This is a genomic window from Aeromonas sp. S9(2024) (assembly GCF_041403185.1).
Lineage (GTDB): Bacteria > Pseudomonadota > Gammaproteobacteria > Enterobacterales > Aeromonadaceae > Aeromonas > Aeromonas enteropelogenes.
Window position 1 is genome coordinate 1 of sequence record NZ_JBGLRE010000008.1, and the last position, 16,998, is coordinate 16,998.

General features: G+C 57.8%; 16 protein-coding genes and 4 tRNA genes. 1 reads left to right on the forward strand and 19 read right to left on the reverse strand.

The features are described 5' to 3' along the window. Window positions 1–30 precede the first annotated feature (30 nt). From ACB028_RS13745 to ruvA, 17 genes are all read right to left on the reverse strand, one after another. A tRNA-Val gene (locus ACB028_RS13745) sits at window positions 31–106 on the reverse strand. 18 nt (window positions 107–124) lie between these two features. Further along, window positions 125–200 (reverse strand) — tRNA-Lys (locus ACB028_RS13750). 21 nt (window positions 201–221) lie between these two features. After that, window positions 222–297, reverse strand: a tRNA-Val gene (locus ACB028_RS13755). Window positions 298–328: 31 nt separating this feature from the next. Further along, a tRNA-Lys gene (locus tag ACB028_RS13760) sits at window positions 329–404 on the reverse strand. Window positions 405–578: 174 nt separating this feature from the next. Beyond that, complete coding sequence (ybgF, locus tag ACB028_RS13765) at window positions 579–1,379, reverse strand: tol-pal system protein YbgF (RefSeq protein ID WP_371144520.1); 801 nt, start codon at window positions 1,377–1,379, stop codon at window positions 579–581. Between the two features lie 12 nt (window positions 1,380–1,391). Beyond that, complete coding sequence (gene pal / locus ACB028_RS13770; protein ID WP_005313284.1) at window positions 1,392–1,916, reverse strand: peptidoglycan-associated lipoprotein Pal; 525 nt, start codon at window positions 1,914–1,916, stop codon at window positions 1,392–1,394. Window positions 1,917–1,965: 49 nt separating this feature from the next. Next, window positions 1,966–3,291 (reverse strand): Tol-Pal system beta propeller repeat protein TolB, encoded by a 1,326-nt coding sequence (gene tolB / locus ACB028_RS13775; RefSeq protein ID WP_061476402.1) that lies wholly within the window; start codon window positions 3,289–3,291, stop codon window positions 1,966–1,968. A 94-nt stretch (window positions 3,292–3,385) separates the two neighbouring features. Further along, window positions 3,386–4,507, reverse strand: coding sequence for a cell envelope integrity protein TolA (gene tolA, locus ACB028_RS13780; RefSeq protein ID WP_342017763.1), 1,122 nt, complete (start codon window positions 4,505–4,507; stop codon window positions 3,386–3,388). 5 nt (window positions 4,508–4,512) lie between these two features. Then, on the reverse strand, window positions 4,513–4,959 hold the full coding sequence (gene tolR / locus ACB028_RS13785) for a protein TolR (protein WP_026456924.1): 447 nt from the start codon (window positions 4,957–4,959) through the stop codon (window positions 4,513–4,515). After that, a complete protein-coding gene (gene tolQ, locus ACB028_RS13790) occupies window positions 4,959–5,636 on the reverse strand; it encodes a protein TolQ (RefSeq protein ID WP_216994102.1) in 678 nt (225 codons plus the stop codon). The genes tolR and tolQ overlap by 1 nt, the downstream gene beginning before the upstream one ends. Window position 5,637: 1 nt before the next feature. Further along, window positions 5,638–6,045, reverse strand: coding sequence for a tol-pal system-associated acyl-CoA thioesterase (gene ybgC / locus ACB028_RS13795; RefSeq protein WP_026456926.1), 408 nt, complete (start codon window positions 6,043–6,045; stop codon window positions 5,638–5,640). Between the two features lie 105 nt (window positions 6,046–6,150). Further along, a complete protein-coding gene (locus ACB028_RS13800; RefSeq protein WP_223379909.1) occupies window positions 6,151–6,462 on the reverse strand; it encodes a cyd operon YbgE family protein in 312 nt (103 codons plus the stop codon). Continuing rightward, the gene (gene cydX / locus ACB028_RS13805; protein WP_026456928.1) at window positions 6,449–6,565 is read right to left on the reverse strand and encodes a cytochrome bd-I oxidase subunit CydX; all 117 of its coding nucleotides are present in this window, start codon (window positions 6,563–6,565) and stop codon (window positions 6,449–6,451) included. The genes ACB028_RS13800 and cydX overlap by 14 nt, the downstream gene beginning before the upstream one ends. Before the next feature lie 15 nt (window positions 6,566–6,580). After that, a complete protein-coding gene (cydB, locus tag ACB028_RS13810; RefSeq protein WP_061476411.1) occupies window positions 6,581–7,717 on the reverse strand; it encodes a cytochrome d ubiquinol oxidase subunit II in 1,137 nt (378 codons plus the stop codon). A gap of 11 nt (window positions 7,718–7,728) precedes the next feature. Then, window positions 7,729–9,285, reverse strand: coding sequence for a cytochrome ubiquinol oxidase subunit I (locus ACB028_RS13815; RefSeq protein ID WP_026456929.1), 1,557 nt, complete (start codon window positions 9,283–9,285; stop codon window positions 7,729–7,731). Between the two features lie 934 nt (window positions 9,286–10,219). Beyond that, window positions 10,220–11,230, reverse strand: a complete 1,011-nt coding sequence (gene ruvB, locus ACB028_RS13820; protein ID WP_042026598.1) for a Holliday junction branch migration DNA helicase RuvB — start codon at window positions 11,228–11,230, stop codon at window positions 10,220–10,222. Between the two features lie 8 nt (window positions 11,231–11,238). Beyond that, window positions 11,239–11,853 (reverse strand): Holliday junction branch migration protein RuvA, encoded by a 615-nt coding sequence (gene ruvA / locus ACB028_RS13825; RefSeq protein WP_042070383.1) that lies wholly within the window; start codon window positions 11,851–11,853, stop codon window positions 11,239–11,241. A gap of 259 nt (window positions 11,854–12,112) precedes the next feature. On the opposite strand from ruvA, the gene ACB028_RS13830 reads away from it, so the two are divergent. Beyond that, the gene (locus tag ACB028_RS13830) at window positions 12,113–14,122 is read left to right on the forward strand and encodes a methyl-accepting chemotaxis protein (RefSeq protein WP_371144521.1); all 2,010 of its coding nucleotides are present in this window, start codon (window positions 12,113–12,115) and stop codon (window positions 14,120–14,122) included. Window positions 14,123–14,212: 90 nt separating this feature from the next. Here the strand turns inward: ACB028_RS13830 and ACB028_RS13835 are convergent, their stop codons facing one another. Together ACB028_RS13835 and lysE are read right to left on the reverse strand one after the other, a co-directional pair. Next, window positions 14,213–16,192: a bifunctional 2',3'-cyclic-nucleotide 2'-phosphodiesterase/3'-nucleotidase gene (locus ACB028_RS13835; protein ID WP_371144522.1), complete on the reverse strand. Its 1,980-nt coding sequence runs from the start codon at window positions 16,190–16,192 to the stop codon at window positions 14,213–14,215. A 133-nt stretch (window positions 16,193–16,325) separates the two neighbouring features. Continuing rightward, a complete protein-coding gene (gene lysE / locus ACB028_RS13840; protein ID WP_371144523.1) occupies window positions 16,326–16,934 on the reverse strand; it encodes an L-lysine exporter in 609 nt (202 codons plus the stop codon). Between the last annotated feature and the right edge of the window lie 64 nt (window positions 16,935–16,998).

Below are 16,998 nucleotides of genomic sequence, written 5' to 3' on the forward strand. Positions count from 1 at the left end.
TAACGACCCATCTGTATCATTTTTTAAAACTGGTGGTCGTTACTGGGCTCGAACCAGTGACCCCCTCCTTGTAAGGGAGGTGCTCTCCCAGCTGAGCTAAACGACCTGGGATATTGCTAAATGATGGTGGGTCGTGCTGGATTCGAACCAGCGACCAATTGATTAAAAGTCAACTGCTCTACCGACTGAGCTAACGACCCATCTGTATCATTTTTTAAAACTGGTGGTCGTTACTGGGCTCGAACCAGTGACCCCCTCCTTGTAAGGGAGGTGCTCTCCCAGCTGAGCTAAACGACCTGGGAATTCTGTCTCCACCTGGTGGAGAAAATGGTGGGTCGTGCTGGATTCGAACCAGCGACCAATTGATTAAAAGTCAACTGCTCTACCGACTGAGCTAACGACCCTCACCACGACCAGCTCCGACCGCGTTATCGCTTCGGCTCTGACGGCGGCCTATATTACGGATTTAAATTTCCGGTGCAACCTAAAATTCGTAATTTAAATCCGTTTGCTCACTGCGCATACAAATGCGCGCCGTTTTTACAGTACCGTTACGAAAACAGTAACATACGGCAATGTTACAGCTTGCTCAGGCTCTGCTTGGCCAACTGGGCCGGCGAGGTGTTGGGATATCCCTTGATCACCTGCTCATAGAAGCTCTTGGCTTCCGCCTTCTTGCCATCCAGCTGTGCCAGCATCCCCAGCTTCAGCAGGGCATCGGCGCGCTTGGGCGACTTGCTGTATTTGTTGGCCAGGGTGGCAAACTGGGTAGTGGCTCCGGCTCTGTCCCCCTTGTTGAACAGCAGCTGACCCAGCCAGTAGTGGGCATTGGGGGCATAGCTGGAGTTCGGGAACTGCTTGATGAACCCTTCGAAGGCAGGAATCGCCTTGTCGTAGTTCTTCTCCTTGAGCACCATGTTCACCGCGGCGTCATAGGCCTGATTCTCGTCCTGGTTGGTCGAGTAGTTGGCCGCCGTTGCGGGAGTGGTGGCGGGCGCGGCAGGAGCTGCCGGAGCGGCCTGCTGGCTGCTGGCAACCTTTTCCAGCTCCTGGTAGAGCTGACGCTGACGCTCCTGCGACTGTTCCATCTGGTAGGTCTGTTGCTCCAGCTGACCACGCAGCTCGGAGACTTCACCTTGCAGGGAGTCAACCTGCTGTTGCAGCTCGGCCTGCATCCGCAGACGGGCGTTGAGGGTGCGCTCCAGCAGGGCAACCCTGTCTTCCAGGCTGCCAGACGGGACTATGGCACCGTTATTGCCGCTAAGGATAACGCCACCGCTCGAATCACCGCCCAGATCGCTGACCGGAGCCGCGGCATGAGCAGTGACTGCAAATAAAACGGCCATCGAAATGGCCGCTTGCTTATACACAAAATTCATCCGAATCAAACCTTAGTAAACCAGGACCGCACGACGGTTCTTGGCAAAGGCATCCTCGGTGTGAGACAGATCCAGCGGCTTCTCTTCGCCATAGCTGACGATGGAGAGCTGCTCAGCCTGCACACCCAGGGTTTGCAGATACTTGGCAACAGCCTTGGCACGACGCTCGCCCAGCGCGATGTTGTACTCCGGAGTACCACGCTCGTCGGCGTGACCTTCGATCAGCACTTTGACGGACGGGCGCTCACGCAGGTAGCTGGCGTGGGCATCCAGCAGATCAGCGTACTGACCCTGGATGTCATAACCGTCGAACGGGAAGTAGATGACGTTGTCACGCTGCAGTGCTTCGAACTTCTGACGCATCTGCTCTTCCGGGGACAACATACCGTTGGCGCCGCCGGTTTGTACACCGCCCATGCCGTCGGTCATGCCTGATTCGGCACCAGCGGCGTCGGAATCAGAAGAAGAGCTACAAGCGGCCAGGGTGAACAGTGGCAGTGCGATGGCCAAACCCTTGAGCAGTTTATTGAGTTGCATGCTATTTCCTTAAACCTTTATAACAAAACAAAAAACAATCGGATTTTTATCAATTCAAGAAGGGCGACCAAGCTGGTGCACGTATTTCACCGCTACTGGTCGGAAGCACAGCCTTGAAGCGACCATCAGTCGACACCAATGCCAGACTCTTACGACCCTGATAGATGGTGGCATAAATGATCATGCTGCCATTGGGAGCCACACTGGGCGACTCGTCCAGAGCACTTTGGGTCAACACCAACAGAGCACCGGTTTCCATGTCCTGACGTGCGATGCGATATTGTCCCTGAACCCGGGTCACCATCACCATGGTCTTGCCGTCCGGAGTAATGGATGCCCCCTGGTTGGATTCACCTTCCCAGGTCATCCGGCGAGTCACGCCAGTCGACAAATTTACGCTATAAATCTGGGGTTTGCCACCACGTTCGGAGGTGAACAGCAAAGTTTGCCCATCCGGCATCCAGGACGGTTCAGTGTCGATGGTGCGGTTATTGGTGACTCGAGTGAGTTGCTTGCTAGCCACATCAACGACATAGAGATCAGGCTGACCATCTTTGGACAAAACGATAGCCAGACGACGACCATCCGGAGACCACTCCGGCGCCCCGTTGATGCCACGGAAACTGGTGATCAGGCTGCGCTGCTGGGTGTAGATATCCTGCACGTAGATCTCGGACTTCTGGTTCTCGAAGCTCACATAGGCCAGCTTACTGCCATCCGGCGACCAGGAGGGAGACATCAGCGGCTCGCGGGAGCGCAGCAGAGTCTTCTCGTTGTAGCCGTCGTAATCGGAGATACGCAGCTGATACGGGAACTGGGCACCCTGCTGGACCGCAACATAGGCCAGACGGGTCAGGAAGGCGCCACGCTCGCCAGTCAGACGCTCATAGACGATGTCGGAGATACGGTGGGCAAACTGGCGCATCTGGGCACCTGGGATGGTCGCCATCCGGCTGTCCAGGATGTAGCCGCTGCTTTCACCGCCCTGTGCCTTGGCCAGCTGGCCCTTGAGCACATCGACCAGCTCGAAGTTGACCTTGTAGGTGCCATCTCCGACCGGCGCAATGGTACCAACCACGACCGCTTCTACCCCCTGGGCAGCCCAGGGCGCGAAGTTGATCTCACCGCTGGTGCTCGGGGTCTGCGGCATCTGGCTGCGGGCCAGCGGCTTGAACTTGCCGCTGCGCATCAGGTCGTTGGAAACCACTTCGGCGATGTCCTGCGGCAGCTGGCCATTGCCTTCCCACTTGAAGGGAGCGATGGCGATGGGACGTGCGCTATCGATACCGCCTGTGATGACGATGTCCAGGGCCGCCTGGGCACTCTGGCCCAGCAACAAACAGCCAACCAAAGCAAAAAACACTTTTCTGATCATGGCTTAAATACTCGGTTCCAATAAAAATGAGAGGTTCAATTCCTTTGTCAGCAAGATGCTGCCTACCACAGTCAATGACCCCGTTATCCCGTGCTTAGATGTTCGGTTCCAACTGGAGGTTGAACTCCTTCAACATCTCGAATGCCGCAGGATCCTTGGGTACCGGCAAGGAGCCAGCCTTCAGGACCGCCGCCTTGCCGGAGCGACAAACAGCCGGATCACCTTGGCCATTATCCACCGAGATGACAAAACCGGAGCTCGCAAGACGTACACCGATAGTACAGGTTTTGCCCCGCATTGTGGGATCCAAAATCATATACCGCTCAACAGTGGCCTTGATGAGGGCCGCGTATTTGTCGACCTCCCCCTGCGCCGCCGCCGATGCCGCCTGACTGCGGGCATTGGCCTCGGCCGCCAGCTGCTGTTGCATCATGGCTTCCATCTCTTTTTGCAATCTGGCCTCTTCCGCCGCCTTGCGCTTGCGTTCAGCCTCGGCCTTGGCCTTCTTCTCGGCCTCCTCCTTGGCTTTCTTCTCTGCGTCAGCTTTTGCCTTCTTGGCCGCCTCTTCCTTGGCCTTCTTCTCGGCCTCGGCTTTGGCTTTTTTCTCTGCTTCCGCCTTGGCTTTCTTCTCGGCTTCGGCTTTGGCTTTTTTCTCCGCTTCCGCTTTCTTGGCCTTGGCCTCTTCTGCCTTGGCCTTCTCCTCAGCTTCTTTTTTCTCTTGTTCCTTTTTCTTTTTCAGCGCCAGCGCCTTGGCATCTTCTGCGGCCTTGCGCTCGGCTTCCGCCTTCTTGGCCTTCTGCTCTTCCAGCTTGCGGGCTTCCTCGGCTTTCTGGGCCTTCTCTTCCGCCAGCTTCTGCTCGGCTACTTTTTTCTGTTTTTCGGCCTCGGCCTTGCGGGTCGCCTCTTCAGCTTCCTTGCGCTTGGTCTCGGCGATGCGCAGACGCTCCTGCTCCTGGGCCAGCTCACGCTTGGCCTGCTCCGCCTCTTCCTTTTTCTTCTGCTCGGCAGCCTTGGGCTGGGCCTTCTGCTGCTGGATCTGCTTCGCCTGCTGATCCAGGAATTCGCTGTCCAGCATCACCGCATTGACGATCTGCCCCGTTGACTCGGGTCGCTTGGGCTTGCTGAAGTCGAGACCGACAAACAGGATGATGCCGATGATCAGATGCAGCAGGAACGATGCAACGAGATAACCGGAAATACCACGCTTCACATCCATCTCCGTCAGTTCACCGGATCCGTCATCAGACCAACCTGAGGCACACCGGCATTCTTGAGGGCCACCATCAACAGGATCACCTCCTCGTAGCGCACAGCCTTGTCACCGGCGACGACCACGGGGGCGTTCTGGTTGATGGCCAGATAGCCCATGGCCTTCTCGGTGATGTATTGCTGCATCGCCTCGGGCGTGCCACTGGGGACCGGCTCGTCATCCGCCTCGCCCGCCTTGATCACGTATTCACCGTCAGTATTGACGCTGACGATGAAGGGCGGCTTGGCATCTTCCGGCAGCTGCTCGGATTCAGCCTGCGGCAGATCAACCTTGACCCCTTGCGTGATCACGGGCGTCACCGCCATGAAGATGATGAGCAGCACCAGCATGACGTCGATATAGGGAACCACGTTGATCTCGGCCACCTTCTTGCGCCGGATCCGCTGATAGGTTTGCATTACTGATCACCCTGCTGCTGAGCAATTTGACGGTTCAGAATGGTGGAGAACTCGTCCATGAAGTTGGCGTAGGCGTTCTCCAGCCGCTCGACCTTGTTGGAGAAGCGGTTGTAGAAGATAACCGCCGGGATCGCCGCAAACAGACCCATGGCGGTGGCGATCAACGCCTCCGCGATACCCGGAGCCACCATCTGCAGGGTCGCCTGCTGCACCTGACCCAGGGCGATAAAGGCGTTCATGATCCCCCATACGGTACCAAACAGACCGATGTAGGGGCTGATGGAGCCGATAGTCGCCAGCACCGGCAGGTTCGATTCCAGATCGTCCACCGCGCGGGAAAGGGAGACACGCATGGCACGGTAGGTACCATCCATCACCGCATCCTGGCCACGGGCGCCGGCCTTGAGCAGACGGGCATACTCCTTGAAGCCGGAGTAGAAGATGTCTTCCATGCCTTCGATGTCATCGCGGCGGGAGGAAGACTCCTGATAGAGGCGGTTGAGATCGACCCCGGACCAGAATCTGTCTTCAAACTGCTCGGAGGCAAGATTGGCCGCCTTGATCACCTTGGAGCGCTGGATAATCAGCGCCCAGGAGACCACGGACATCCCCATCAGGGTGATCATGACCAGTTTGACCAACAGGCTGGCTTGCCAAAACAGGCCAATAAACGAAATTTCAGCGTGCACTTAACAGCACTCCCTTGATATTTTCAGGTATTGCGACAGGTTTCATTTGCGGATGACTGACACAGGCTATCTGTACCATGGCCCGGGCGACAAGTCGTCCGTCGGCCGCCAGGATCTGCTGGGAAAAGCGCAGGGATGCGCGTTTCATTTCAGTCACTTGCGTTAACACATTCAGTAATTCATTAAAACGGGCCGCCGAGCGGAAATCGATCTCAGTGCGAGTCACAACGAAGGCGAATCCCTCCTGCAGCAGGACGTCCTGTTCGACGCCCATGGCACGAAGAAACTCGGTGCGAGCACGTTCCATAAACTTGAGATAATTGGCGTTGTAGACGATGCCCCCGGCGTCGGTATCTTCGTAGTAGACACGCACCGGAAACTCAAAGACTTCCCCCATAGCAATCTGTGATCCATTCGACAGTCAGATGGGGGGCTATCATAGCGCAGGGCTGAATAGGAAAGAAGCAGGGGGAGACAGGGAAATCCTGCCTCCCCCCGTTTTTTATGAAAGGAAATATGACTGCATCAACCAGAGCCCGTACAACAAACTGGGCAAGGCGAGCCAGGGGTTGAAGAACAGGCGTCCGAACAGGCTGCGGGGATGGAATCCCAGTCCGTGTAGCACGCCGCAACAGACAGCCCACATCAGCCAGGGCGCCAGCCAGTGACCGTGTTCACTGGTGTTGGCCGCGATCAGGTTCGGGGCCTGCAAAATGGCGACGCCCAACAGGGCCGCCGCCAGCAACATCAACCCCTGCCATGGCTGGCGCTCCAGGGGAGCGGCCAGCCTGGCGAGTCGATCACTTGTCTTCATCGATCTGGCGATCCATGTTCTCGGTGTGTTCCAACCACAGCGCATTGATGATGCCAAATGCGCAGGCCAGCAGCAGACCCAGGATCCAGGTGAAATACCACATTGTCAGGGCTCCTTCTTAGTAGGCCGAATGTTGGTTATCTTCGATGTGCTTGTTGGTCACCCGGCCATACATCTTGATGTAGGTCCAGAGGGTGTAACCCAGCACAATAGGCACGAAGATAGCAGCGGCCACCGTCATCACCTGCAGGGTGTTGAAGGAGGCTGTGGTATCCCACATGGTCAGGCTCTGTGACGGCTCAAGGCTTGAGGGCATCACGAACGGGAACATGGAGAAACCGGCGGTCAGGATGATGCCTGTCATCGCCAGGGAGGAGCAGGTAAACGCCAGCCAGCCCTTGTTCAGCTTGGCAAACACGGCAACCAGCAGGCTCATGGAGAGGCCCAGCACGGGGGCTGCCACCATCCACGGGTAGAGGCTGTAGTTGTTCATCCAGGCGCCGGCCTGTTGCACCACTTCCTTGCCGAGCGGGTTGGAGACGGCATCGGTCGCGGCAGCCTTGACGATGACATAACCATCCATGCCACTGACCCACCAACCGGCCAGGGCGAACAGCACCATGGTCAGCAGGGAGCTGCCGATGGCGGCGGTACGGGAGCGGGCCAGCACTTCACCTTCGGTCTTCATCATCAGCCAGGTTGCGCCCTGCGCCAGGAACATGCACAGGCTCACCACGCCGGCCAGCAGACCGAACGGATTGAGCAGGCCGAAGAAGTTGCCGTGATAGGTGGACATCAGGAACTGGTTGAACTCGAACGGCACGCCCTGCAGCAGGTTGCCAAACGCCACACCAAACACGATGGGCGGTACGGCACCACCGATGAACAGGCACCAGTCCCAGTTGTTGCGCCATCTCGGGCTTTCCAGCTTGGAGCGGTAGTCAAAACCGACCGGACGGAAGAACAGCGCCATCAGGGTCAGGATCATCGCCACATAGAAGCCGGAGAATGCGGTGGCATAAACCAGCGGCCAGGCGGCGAACAGGGCGCCACCTGCGGTGATCAACCACACCTGGTTGCCATCCCAGTGGGGGGCAATGGAGTTGATCATGACACGACGTTCAATGTCTTTCTTGCCGACGAAGGGGAGCAGTGCGCCCACCCCCATGTCGAAGCCGTCAGTGATGGCGAAACCGATCAGCAGCACACCGACCAGCACCCACCAGATGACACGCAGAGTTTCGTAATCAAACATGGTTACTCTCCTTATGCCTTGAGCTGTTCGAAGTGATACTTGCCGGTCTTCAGGCTGCTAGGGCCGAGGCGGGCAAACTTGAACATCAGGTACATCTCGATAATCAGCAGCACTGTGTAGAACAGGCAGATACCGATCAGGGAGAACCAAATCTCGGACGCAGGCACGTTGGAAGCGGAGACGAAGGTCGGCAGCACTTCCGCAATGGTCCAGGGCTGACGGCCGTACTCGGCTACAAACCAACCGGCTTCAATGGCGATCCACGGCAGCGGGATACCCCACAGCAGGGCCTTGAGCAGCCACTTGCGCTCGCCGATGCGGTGACGGGCACTGTCATAGAAGGCCAGGCCGATCAGCACCAGCATCACCATGCCGGTCGCTACCATGATGCGGAAGGCGAAAAACAGCGGCAGTACGTGCGGGATGGAGTCATCCACCGCAGCCATGATCTGCTCCTCGGTCGCATCGGTCACATTGTTGGTGTAACGCTTGAGCAGCAGACCGTAACCCAGATCCTGCTTCACTTCGTCGAAGCGAGCGCGGGTCTCGTCAGACTTGTCGCCGGATTGCAGCTTGGTCAGCAGGTCGTAGGCGGTCATGCCGTTGCGCACGCGCAGCTCGTGCTCGCTCTTCAGATCCTTGAGGCCGGTCACCTGACCGTCCAGGGAACGGGTCGCGATGATGCCAAGGGCATAAGGGATCTTGATGGCGTAGTCGGTGCGCATCTCTTCCTGATTCGGAATACCGAACAGGGTAAAGGCAGCTGGCGCGGGTTCAGTCTCCCACTCGGCTTCGATGGCAGCCAGTTTCACCTTCTGCACTTCACCTGTCTCGTAACCGGACTCGTCACCCAGCACCAGCACGGAGAGGATGGAGGCCATACCAAACGCGGCAGCGATGGCGAAGGAGCGACGGGCGAAGGCCACATCACGATTCTTCAGCAGGTAGTAGGAGGAGATGCCCAGTACAAACATGGCACCGCAGGTGTAGCCCGCTGCAACAGTGTGCACGAACTTGACCTGAGCTACCGGGTTGAACACCAGATCGGCAAAGCTCACCATCTCCATCCGCATGGATTCGAAGTTGAACTCGGCACCGACCGGATTCTGCATCCAGCCGTTGGCAACCAGGATCCAGAGGGCGGAGAGGTTGGTCCCCAGCGCCATCAACCAGGTCGCAGCCAGGTGTTGATGCTTGGAGAGACGATCCCAACCGAAGAAGAACATACCGACGAAGGTGGACTCCAGGAAGAAGGCCATCAGCCCTTCGATGGCCAGCGGGGCCCCGAAGATGTCGCCGACATAGTGGGAGTAGTAAGCCCAGTTGGTCCCGAACTGGAACTCCATGGTCAAACCCGTGGTCACCCCGAGGGCGAAGTTAATGGCGAACAACTTGCCCCAGAACTTGGTCATGTCCTTGTAGATGGGGTTGTTGGTCATAACATAGACAGATTCCATGATCGCGAGAATGAAGGTCATTCCCAGCGTCAGGGGGACAAACAAGAAGTGATAAAGGGCCGTCGCAGCGAACTGGAACCGCGATAGGTCGACCACATGCTCAGCAATCATGATGTTTCCTCACCGATTATTGGCACGGCTATTTTAAGATTTAGGGACAAAGCTTCCGTTGGGGGTTAGCAAATGGAGCTCGCTGTAAATCCTCACAACAAAACCCCTTCACCAACGACCAATATTAACAACAAGGCAATATCTGAGAACAAAGAAAGCTAATGTTTAACAATTCTAAAACAACCAGCTGGAATTTATTCTCGCCCATGATGACCGTGGTTTTATATCACCTTTATTTGATTGAAATCAATGTAAAAGCGCCCCAAATACATGGCTTCAAAAGGCATCTTTAAACTATTTACAAAGCAATGAAGAGAGCTGGATCACAAAATTATATTTGATGTAAAACATTGATTTAAATCAATTTAAATTTTTAACATCTCGCTCTGTAGTTTAATTTAAAAATAACAGCCAAGGTCATGTTTATCATGTTATCCGGATTGTTCTGGCCGCCTCGAAAAAGCAATTTAAAACTGCAAACAATGCATACTCATGCGAATCAATCAGACCAAACTCATCATTAGTTAAACTAATTTGAATGGTGCAATTTTTCTTGTTTGCCCGGGCTGATTCGAACTCCTACAATGCGCCTCGCAGTGAGGGCATCCCCTTGGATACAGGCCGGTTAATCAGGGTTCACGGTACGTATCCGACCATCCGTTTGAACCTGTTTATTGGAATCGAAGATGAAAAAGTTTGTTGCTAAAACCATCAGCTACTACAAGCTTTCTTTTGTTCAACTCTATCAATTGAACCGACTCTGAGAGCTCGCGACGGCTCACTCGTTTTTTTCCGGTCTGTATCCGGACGTACTCACTGGTTGTGAACATCCATCCTGAATTGTCTTTGCCCACCGCATCCGCCGTGGGCTTTTTTTTATCCCGCCAATAAAAAAACCGCCGTTGGCGGCGGTTTTCTATTCAAATGTCTGTTTTCACTTCTCATCTGGCCGCTGAAGGCCGAAATGGGCATAGGCTCGCGTGGTCGCTATCCGCCCTCTGGGTGTGCGTTGCAGATATCCCTGCTGGATCAGGTAAGGCTCCAGCACATCCTCAATGGTATCTTTCTCTTCCCCGATGGCGGCCGCCAGATTATCAAGCCCCACAGGGCCTCCCATAAACTTGTCGATGACAGCCAACAATAGCTTGCGGTCCATGAAGTCGAACCCCTCGTTGTCCACGTCCAGCATGTCCATGGCGCGGGCTGCAATGGGGCCGTCAATCTTGCCGTCAGACTTGACCTGGGCAAAATCCCGCACCCGCCTTAACAAACGGTTAGCAATTCGCGGGGTGCCGCGAGAACGACGCGCCACCTCGATGGCGCCATCCTCCGACATGTCGAGCCCCAGACAACGGGCGCTGCGGGAGACGATGTCGGTCAGATCCTTGACGTTGTAGAACTCCAGCCGCTGGACGATGCCGAAGCGATCCCGCAGCGGGCTGGTGAGAGAGCCGGCCCGGGTGGTGGCCCCAATCAGGGTGAAGGGGGGCAGATCGAGCTTGATGGAACGGGCCGCCGGCCCCTCCCCTATCATGATGTCGAGCTGGTAATCCTCCATCGCCGGGTAGAGCACCTCCTCCACCACGGGGCTCAGGCGGTGGATCTCGTCGATGAACAGCACATCGTTGGGCTCGAGGTTGGTGAGCAGCGCCGCCAGATCGCCGGCCTTTTCCAGCACCGGACCCGAGGTGGTCTTGATGTTCACCCCCATCTCATTGGCGACAATGTTGGCCAGCGTCGTCTTGCCCAGACCCGGCGGGCCGAAGATCAGCAGGTGATCGAGGGCCTCTCCCCGTTGCCGCGCCGCCTCGATGAAGATCTCCATCTGTTCGCAGACGGTATCCTGGCCTGTGTAGTCGGCCAGTTTCTTGGGACGAATGGCCCGATCGATAATGTCATCCTCACGGGCGGCACTTGCCGAGATGAGACGATCCGCTTCAATCATCGACTACCTCACACCAGACTACGCAGGGATTCACGGATGATCTCTTCCACCGACATGCCATCGGCGGCGATCTTGCTGACGATCTGGCTGGCCTGCTGTGGCTTGTAACCAAGGGCCACCAGCGCGCTGGCCGCCTCTTCTGCCGCATCCGGCGCCCGCAGGGCCGGTTCGCTGGCAGGCAGGGGCACGGCCGCCGGCGAGAAGAGATCGTGGCTGACCCAGCCCTTGAGCCTGTCCTTCATCTCGACCACCAGCCGCTCCGCCGTCTTCTTGCCCACCCCGGGCAATTTGACCAGAGAGCTTATCTCCTCGCGCTCGACACACAGGACAAACTGGCTGGCAGTCATGCCGGAGAGAATGGCCAGCGCCAATTTGGGGCCCACGCCGTTGGTCTTGATCAGCTCGCGAAACAGCGCTCGCTCCTGCTTGTGGTTGAAGCCATAGAGCAGCTGAGCATCTTCACGCACCACGAAATGGGTCTGGATGGTCGCCTCCTGGCCGATATCCGGCAGGTCGTAGAAGCAGCTCATGGGCATCTGCACCTCGTAGCCGACCCCGCCAACCTCCAGCAAAACCTCGGGGGGCTGCTTTTCAATGACAATGCCTCTCAAGCGACCGATCACGGCTCTCTCCTTACCAATACGACGATTCAAAAATTGGTTCATAGCATAAAGAATAACTGGATAAGTATCCAGCATAGGCCGTACACCGCCGGGTGGTCAGAGCGGCTTTTTATGCCTTTCACCACCATGCTTTCCTTATTGGTTACAAGGCACGGGCGATCCCTGCCACGCTGCGGGCGTTGTGCCGGAACATAAACGACTACACTGAATCCGTTCGGAACTCTGTTCGATCCAGTGTCGATACCAAGGAAGGCATCAGATGAAAATTGTCACCACATTCACCCTGGCGCTCACCATACTGCTCGCTTGCACCCTGGGTATGGGCGCTGCGGGTTGGTATGGCAGTCAGCGGCTGGAGGCACTGCTCTCCTACGTGCTGGGCGCAGCCTGGCAAACCGCGGACGGCGCCATGGAGGGCTCCATCGAACTGGGCAACCAGCAACTCCATATCCAGAAGATGCAAAACGGCACACCCCTTGATCGTCCGGCCCTCAATGCCGCCAGGGCCACCGCCGACGATGCACTGTCCCGGGTCGCCCAGGGCAAGCTGATCGACGACAGCACCATCGCCGCCATGACGCAGCGCAAGCAGGAGTATCAGCAGCAACAGGAAAAACTGCTGGGCCTCCATGACAGCTATATCGAGGTGGATAAGGCGCTGCGGGATAACGCCGAGCGCATGGAACGTATTTCGACCCAGCTGGAAGTGATCGGCGATGGCGCCGTCGAGGCGCTCACCCAGTCTCCCGACCAGCTCATCAGCTGGAATGGCGGCCTTGCCACCCGCTGGGAAGCGGCCGATGGCGGCATGGAGGCCAACATCGGTTTCTTGCGCCAACTCTATGCGCTGGAGAAGATGCGCAGCCAGGGCGTCACCCCCACCATCAGGAAAGAGCTCAAGGAGGCGACCGATTTCTATCAGAGCGCCGTTGACCGCATGCTGGCCACCGGGTTGTTCGACAGTGAAGGGAGCGGCGAATTTGCCGGCCAGTCGCTGGCCAGCCAGTACCGCACCCTGATGTCACGGCACCACCAGTTGCTGGAGACCTGGACTTCGGCCCTGAGCGCCTATCAAATCCAGCAAGCCAACTACGAGGCCAGTGCCGATGAGCTGCAAAAACAACTGGTTGATATCGAAGCCCAGGGGGACGCCACCGTGGAAGATCAGGTCGCCCGGCTGCACGACATCATCGGCCATACCCACGGTCTGTTGCTGACCGGTCTGGTGCTGAGCCTGATTGCGGTCATTCTCTGCGGGTTCTGGCTGACCCGCACACTGGTAGCCCCGCTGCTGCAGGTCGACAGGCGGATGCAGGACATAGCGGCAGGGGACGGAGACCTCAACGTACGCATCAACCTGCAGCGGGATGACGAGATTGGCTCGCTGGCCAACAGCGTGGATCGCTTCATCGAGAAGCTGCAGCAGATGATAAGTTCGACCATGGACAACAACCAGCACATCAGCGAGCACGTGCACACCTCGGTCAACCGGGTCGAAGCCATCAGCCAGAGCAGCCGCCAGACGGCGGAACACGCCCAGGCGCTGCATCAGGACAGCGAACAGATGGTGCAAATGGCCACTCACATCTCGGACAACTGCAGCATGGCCGCCCAGAATGCCAACGACGTACGCCAGCTGACCGTCGAGAGCAGCCAGTATATGGCGTCCGCCACCACGGGCATGCAACGCATGGTGACGGAGGTAGGCGAGTGCGCCATTGCCATCAACTCCCTCAAGGAGCAAGCGGGCCAGATCGGCCAGATCATCTCCACCATCAGCGGTATTTCCGAGCAGACCAACCTGCTGGCCCTCAACGCCGCCATCGAGGCCGCCAGGGCCGGAGAAATGGGTCGCGGTTTTGCGGTGGTGGCCGACGAGGTGCGTACCCTGGCCAGCCGCACAGCTGCCTCCAGCGCCGAAATCAGCCAGGTGATCAGCAGCATCCAGCAGCAGACGGAGACGGCCTACCTGATGATGCAGCGCAACATGAAGACGGTAGAGTCAGGGATGCAGGATTCCGAGAATACCAGGCAGATCCTGTTTCGGGTGGAAGAGGCCATCGACCGGCTGGCCACCATGGTGCAGCAGGTGGCCGATGCCACCGGCCAGCTCTCGCTCACCCTGAGCAGATCTTCCGACAAGGTATCGGGGATCAGCCAGCAAGCCAGAACCGGCGAGCAGGAGGCCCAGGAGTGCCTGCATATCGCCTCCTCCCTCCATCAGGTCAGCTTGCAGCAACAGAGCCTGCTCTCCCAGTTCCGGGTCTGACCCGGCCACGGAAACGAAACATGCCAGCCCGGACAAACGGGCTGGCATGTTGTTTTCTACTGGCCGAACTCTGTCTCCGGCCATGCCCTGTTACTGGCGAACCAGACGGTAGATGGCGTAACCGGGATGCTTCTCATCATCCATCGGCAAGGTGGACTGATAGGCCAGATCCGCCCCAGCCACCGCCTTGGCCTCCTCGCGGGGAGAGGAGTAGAGGCGTACATCGACGCCCGCAGGCAACGCCTTCATGTGCCAGTTGTTGTCGGCCACCGGACTGAAGCCCTGGGGCTGGCTGGCCGAACGTGACTTCAGGTACTGGGCCACAATTTCACGTGTCTCGAAGGGGTCTTCGTGGACAATATTGCCACCATCCACACCCGGGAAGTGGCCGCCACCGCTGGCGCGGTAGTTGTTGGTCACCACGTAGAATTTCTGGGCCGGATCGACGGGTTTGCCGTTGAAGGTCAGCTTGCCTATCCGCTCACCCTCGCTCACCTTGACCCCTTCCCTGTTGTAACGGGCGGGTTGGGTGATATCCACCTCGTAGCTGACCCCATCGATCACGTCGAAGTTGTAGGTGGGGAAACTCTCGTTCACCAGCCACTGCACCTCGCGGCTGGCGGGATCCACCCGGTTGAACTGGCCGGCGCTCATCTCCAGCCACTCCTTGACGGTGGCCCCGTTCACCTCGACCACCTGCAAGGTGTTCGGGTAGATGTAGAGATCGGAGACGTTGCGCAGGGAGATATCCCCCGCCGGCACATAGGTGAAGTCCGTGATGCCGTTGCGACCGCCACGAAACGGCGCCGCCGCCGAGAGGATCGGATAAGGCTCCTTGAGCAAACCATCCTTTTGCAACTGCTCGGCATGCCGGCGCTGGGCATCGCTCACCAGCTGCACCGAGGGATCGTCCTGCACCAGGGCGAAGAAACTGTGGATGGGGTTGGTGATCTTGCCAAGAGGGCGATCCAGCCACTGGTTGGTGCCCTCATGATCTGCCTTGACCAGCTCGGTGACTCGCGCATCCACCTTGCTCCCTTCGCTGGCATCGATCTGGCGCAGGCTGGCCTGGCTCTGCTTCACCCGCCACTTGCCATCCACCTGCTCCAGCTTGAGGTCGATGATGCCGAGGTGATTGCCCCAAAAGCCCGGCATCACGGTTGGTACACCACTCAGGGTGCCGGCCTGGTTGTCCACCTCCGGCAGATTGGGGAAATCCCCCGGGAAGTTCTTGTGGGCATGGCCCAGCATCAGGGCATCTATGCCCTCCACCTTGGCCAGGTGCCAGGCGGCATTCTCCATCATGGCCTCGTAACTGCCGGCATTGATGCCGGTGTGCGCCACCACGACCACCAAATCGGCCCCCTTGGCGCGCAGCTCGGGAATATAGTGGTTCGCGGTCTCGACCATGTCGGCCACCACTACCTTGCCCTGCAGGTGACGCTTGTCCCACTGCAGTACCTGCGGCGGGGTCAGGCCCAGAATGCCGACCTTGACGGTCTGTGGCTGCCCCTTGTCATCCTTCACCTGACGCTCCAGCAGCAGGTAGGGGGTGAACTTGTTGCCGCTCCAGTCGATCTTGCCCTCTCCATCGCGCTTGAAGGCATCGGCCGCGAACACGTTGGCATTCACGTAGGGAAATTTGGCCCCTTGCAGCACCTTGCCGAGGTAATCCAGCCCGTAGTTGAACTCGTGGTTGCCCAGGTTGCCGGCGTCATAACCCAGTTCGTTCATCGCCTTGAACACGGGATGCGCCTGCTTGTCGAGGTAGCCCTCGCCCGCTTGTTCGAAGATGTAGTCGGCCAGCGGCGAGCCCTGGATCAGGTCGCCGTTGTCGAGCAGCAGGTTGTTGGGGTTTTCGGCGCGGGCCTCCCGGATCAGCACGGCGGTGCGGGAGAGACCAAATTTGCGATCTTCCTTGTTCTGGTAGTAGTCATACCCCAGCACATTGGAGTGAATGTCGGAGGTCTGGATAAGCCGCAGCGAAACCACGCCAGGCTGCGCCTTCTCCTGTTGTTCTGCTCCGCAGGCTGATAGCAGCACGACGGAGGCGATAACCCCTAACTTCATGGTTTTATTCACTGGGTACTCCTGATTGAACCAGATCTCATAATGGAGTACTGAAATTTATCAGAAGAAAGTGACTCAGACAGGTATCTAAGGCCCATTTTTATGACTCCGGACCATAAAAACAGCCGCCAGCCTAGCGCCCCAAAGCCAGTTGCAGCGCCAGGGCCAGCATGATAAGGCCCACCAGCAGATCGATCCCCTGCTGCACCTTCCCCCTGGCCAGCCAGGGCGCCAGTGCCGCCGCTCCCAGCGCCAAGGAGTAGAACCACACCAGAGACGCCAGCATGGCACCGGCGGCAAAGGCCGGACGCAGCGGTTCAATCACCTGGCTGCCGAGGGAACCGAGCAGCATCAGGGTATCCAGATAGACATGAGGATTGAGCAGAGTAACGCCCAGGGTCATGGCGAGCACGCTTCTGGCGCCCATCAACTGCGGCGAATCCGCCAGTCCCTCTCCCTGGCCGCGCCAGGCACTGCGCAGGGAGCGTACGCCGAACCAGCCAAGAAACAGCACGCCCCCCCAGGTCAGCACCGTCAGGCCGACCGGGTTGGCGGCGATCAGATTGGCGCCGCCAAAGACCCCGATGGCAATCAGAGCCAGATCACAAAAACTGCAGAGCGTTGCCGTCAGCAGATGGTGATTACGATGAATGCCCCGACTAAGCACAAACGCATTTTGGGCACCAATGGGGATGATCATGGCAAGGCCGAGGGTAAAGCCTTGCAGAGTGGTCGCGAGCATAAGAGTACCGAGGGTAGTGATGAGTGAGTGGCACTATAGCGGGGGCAAATCATCCAGAGAAATT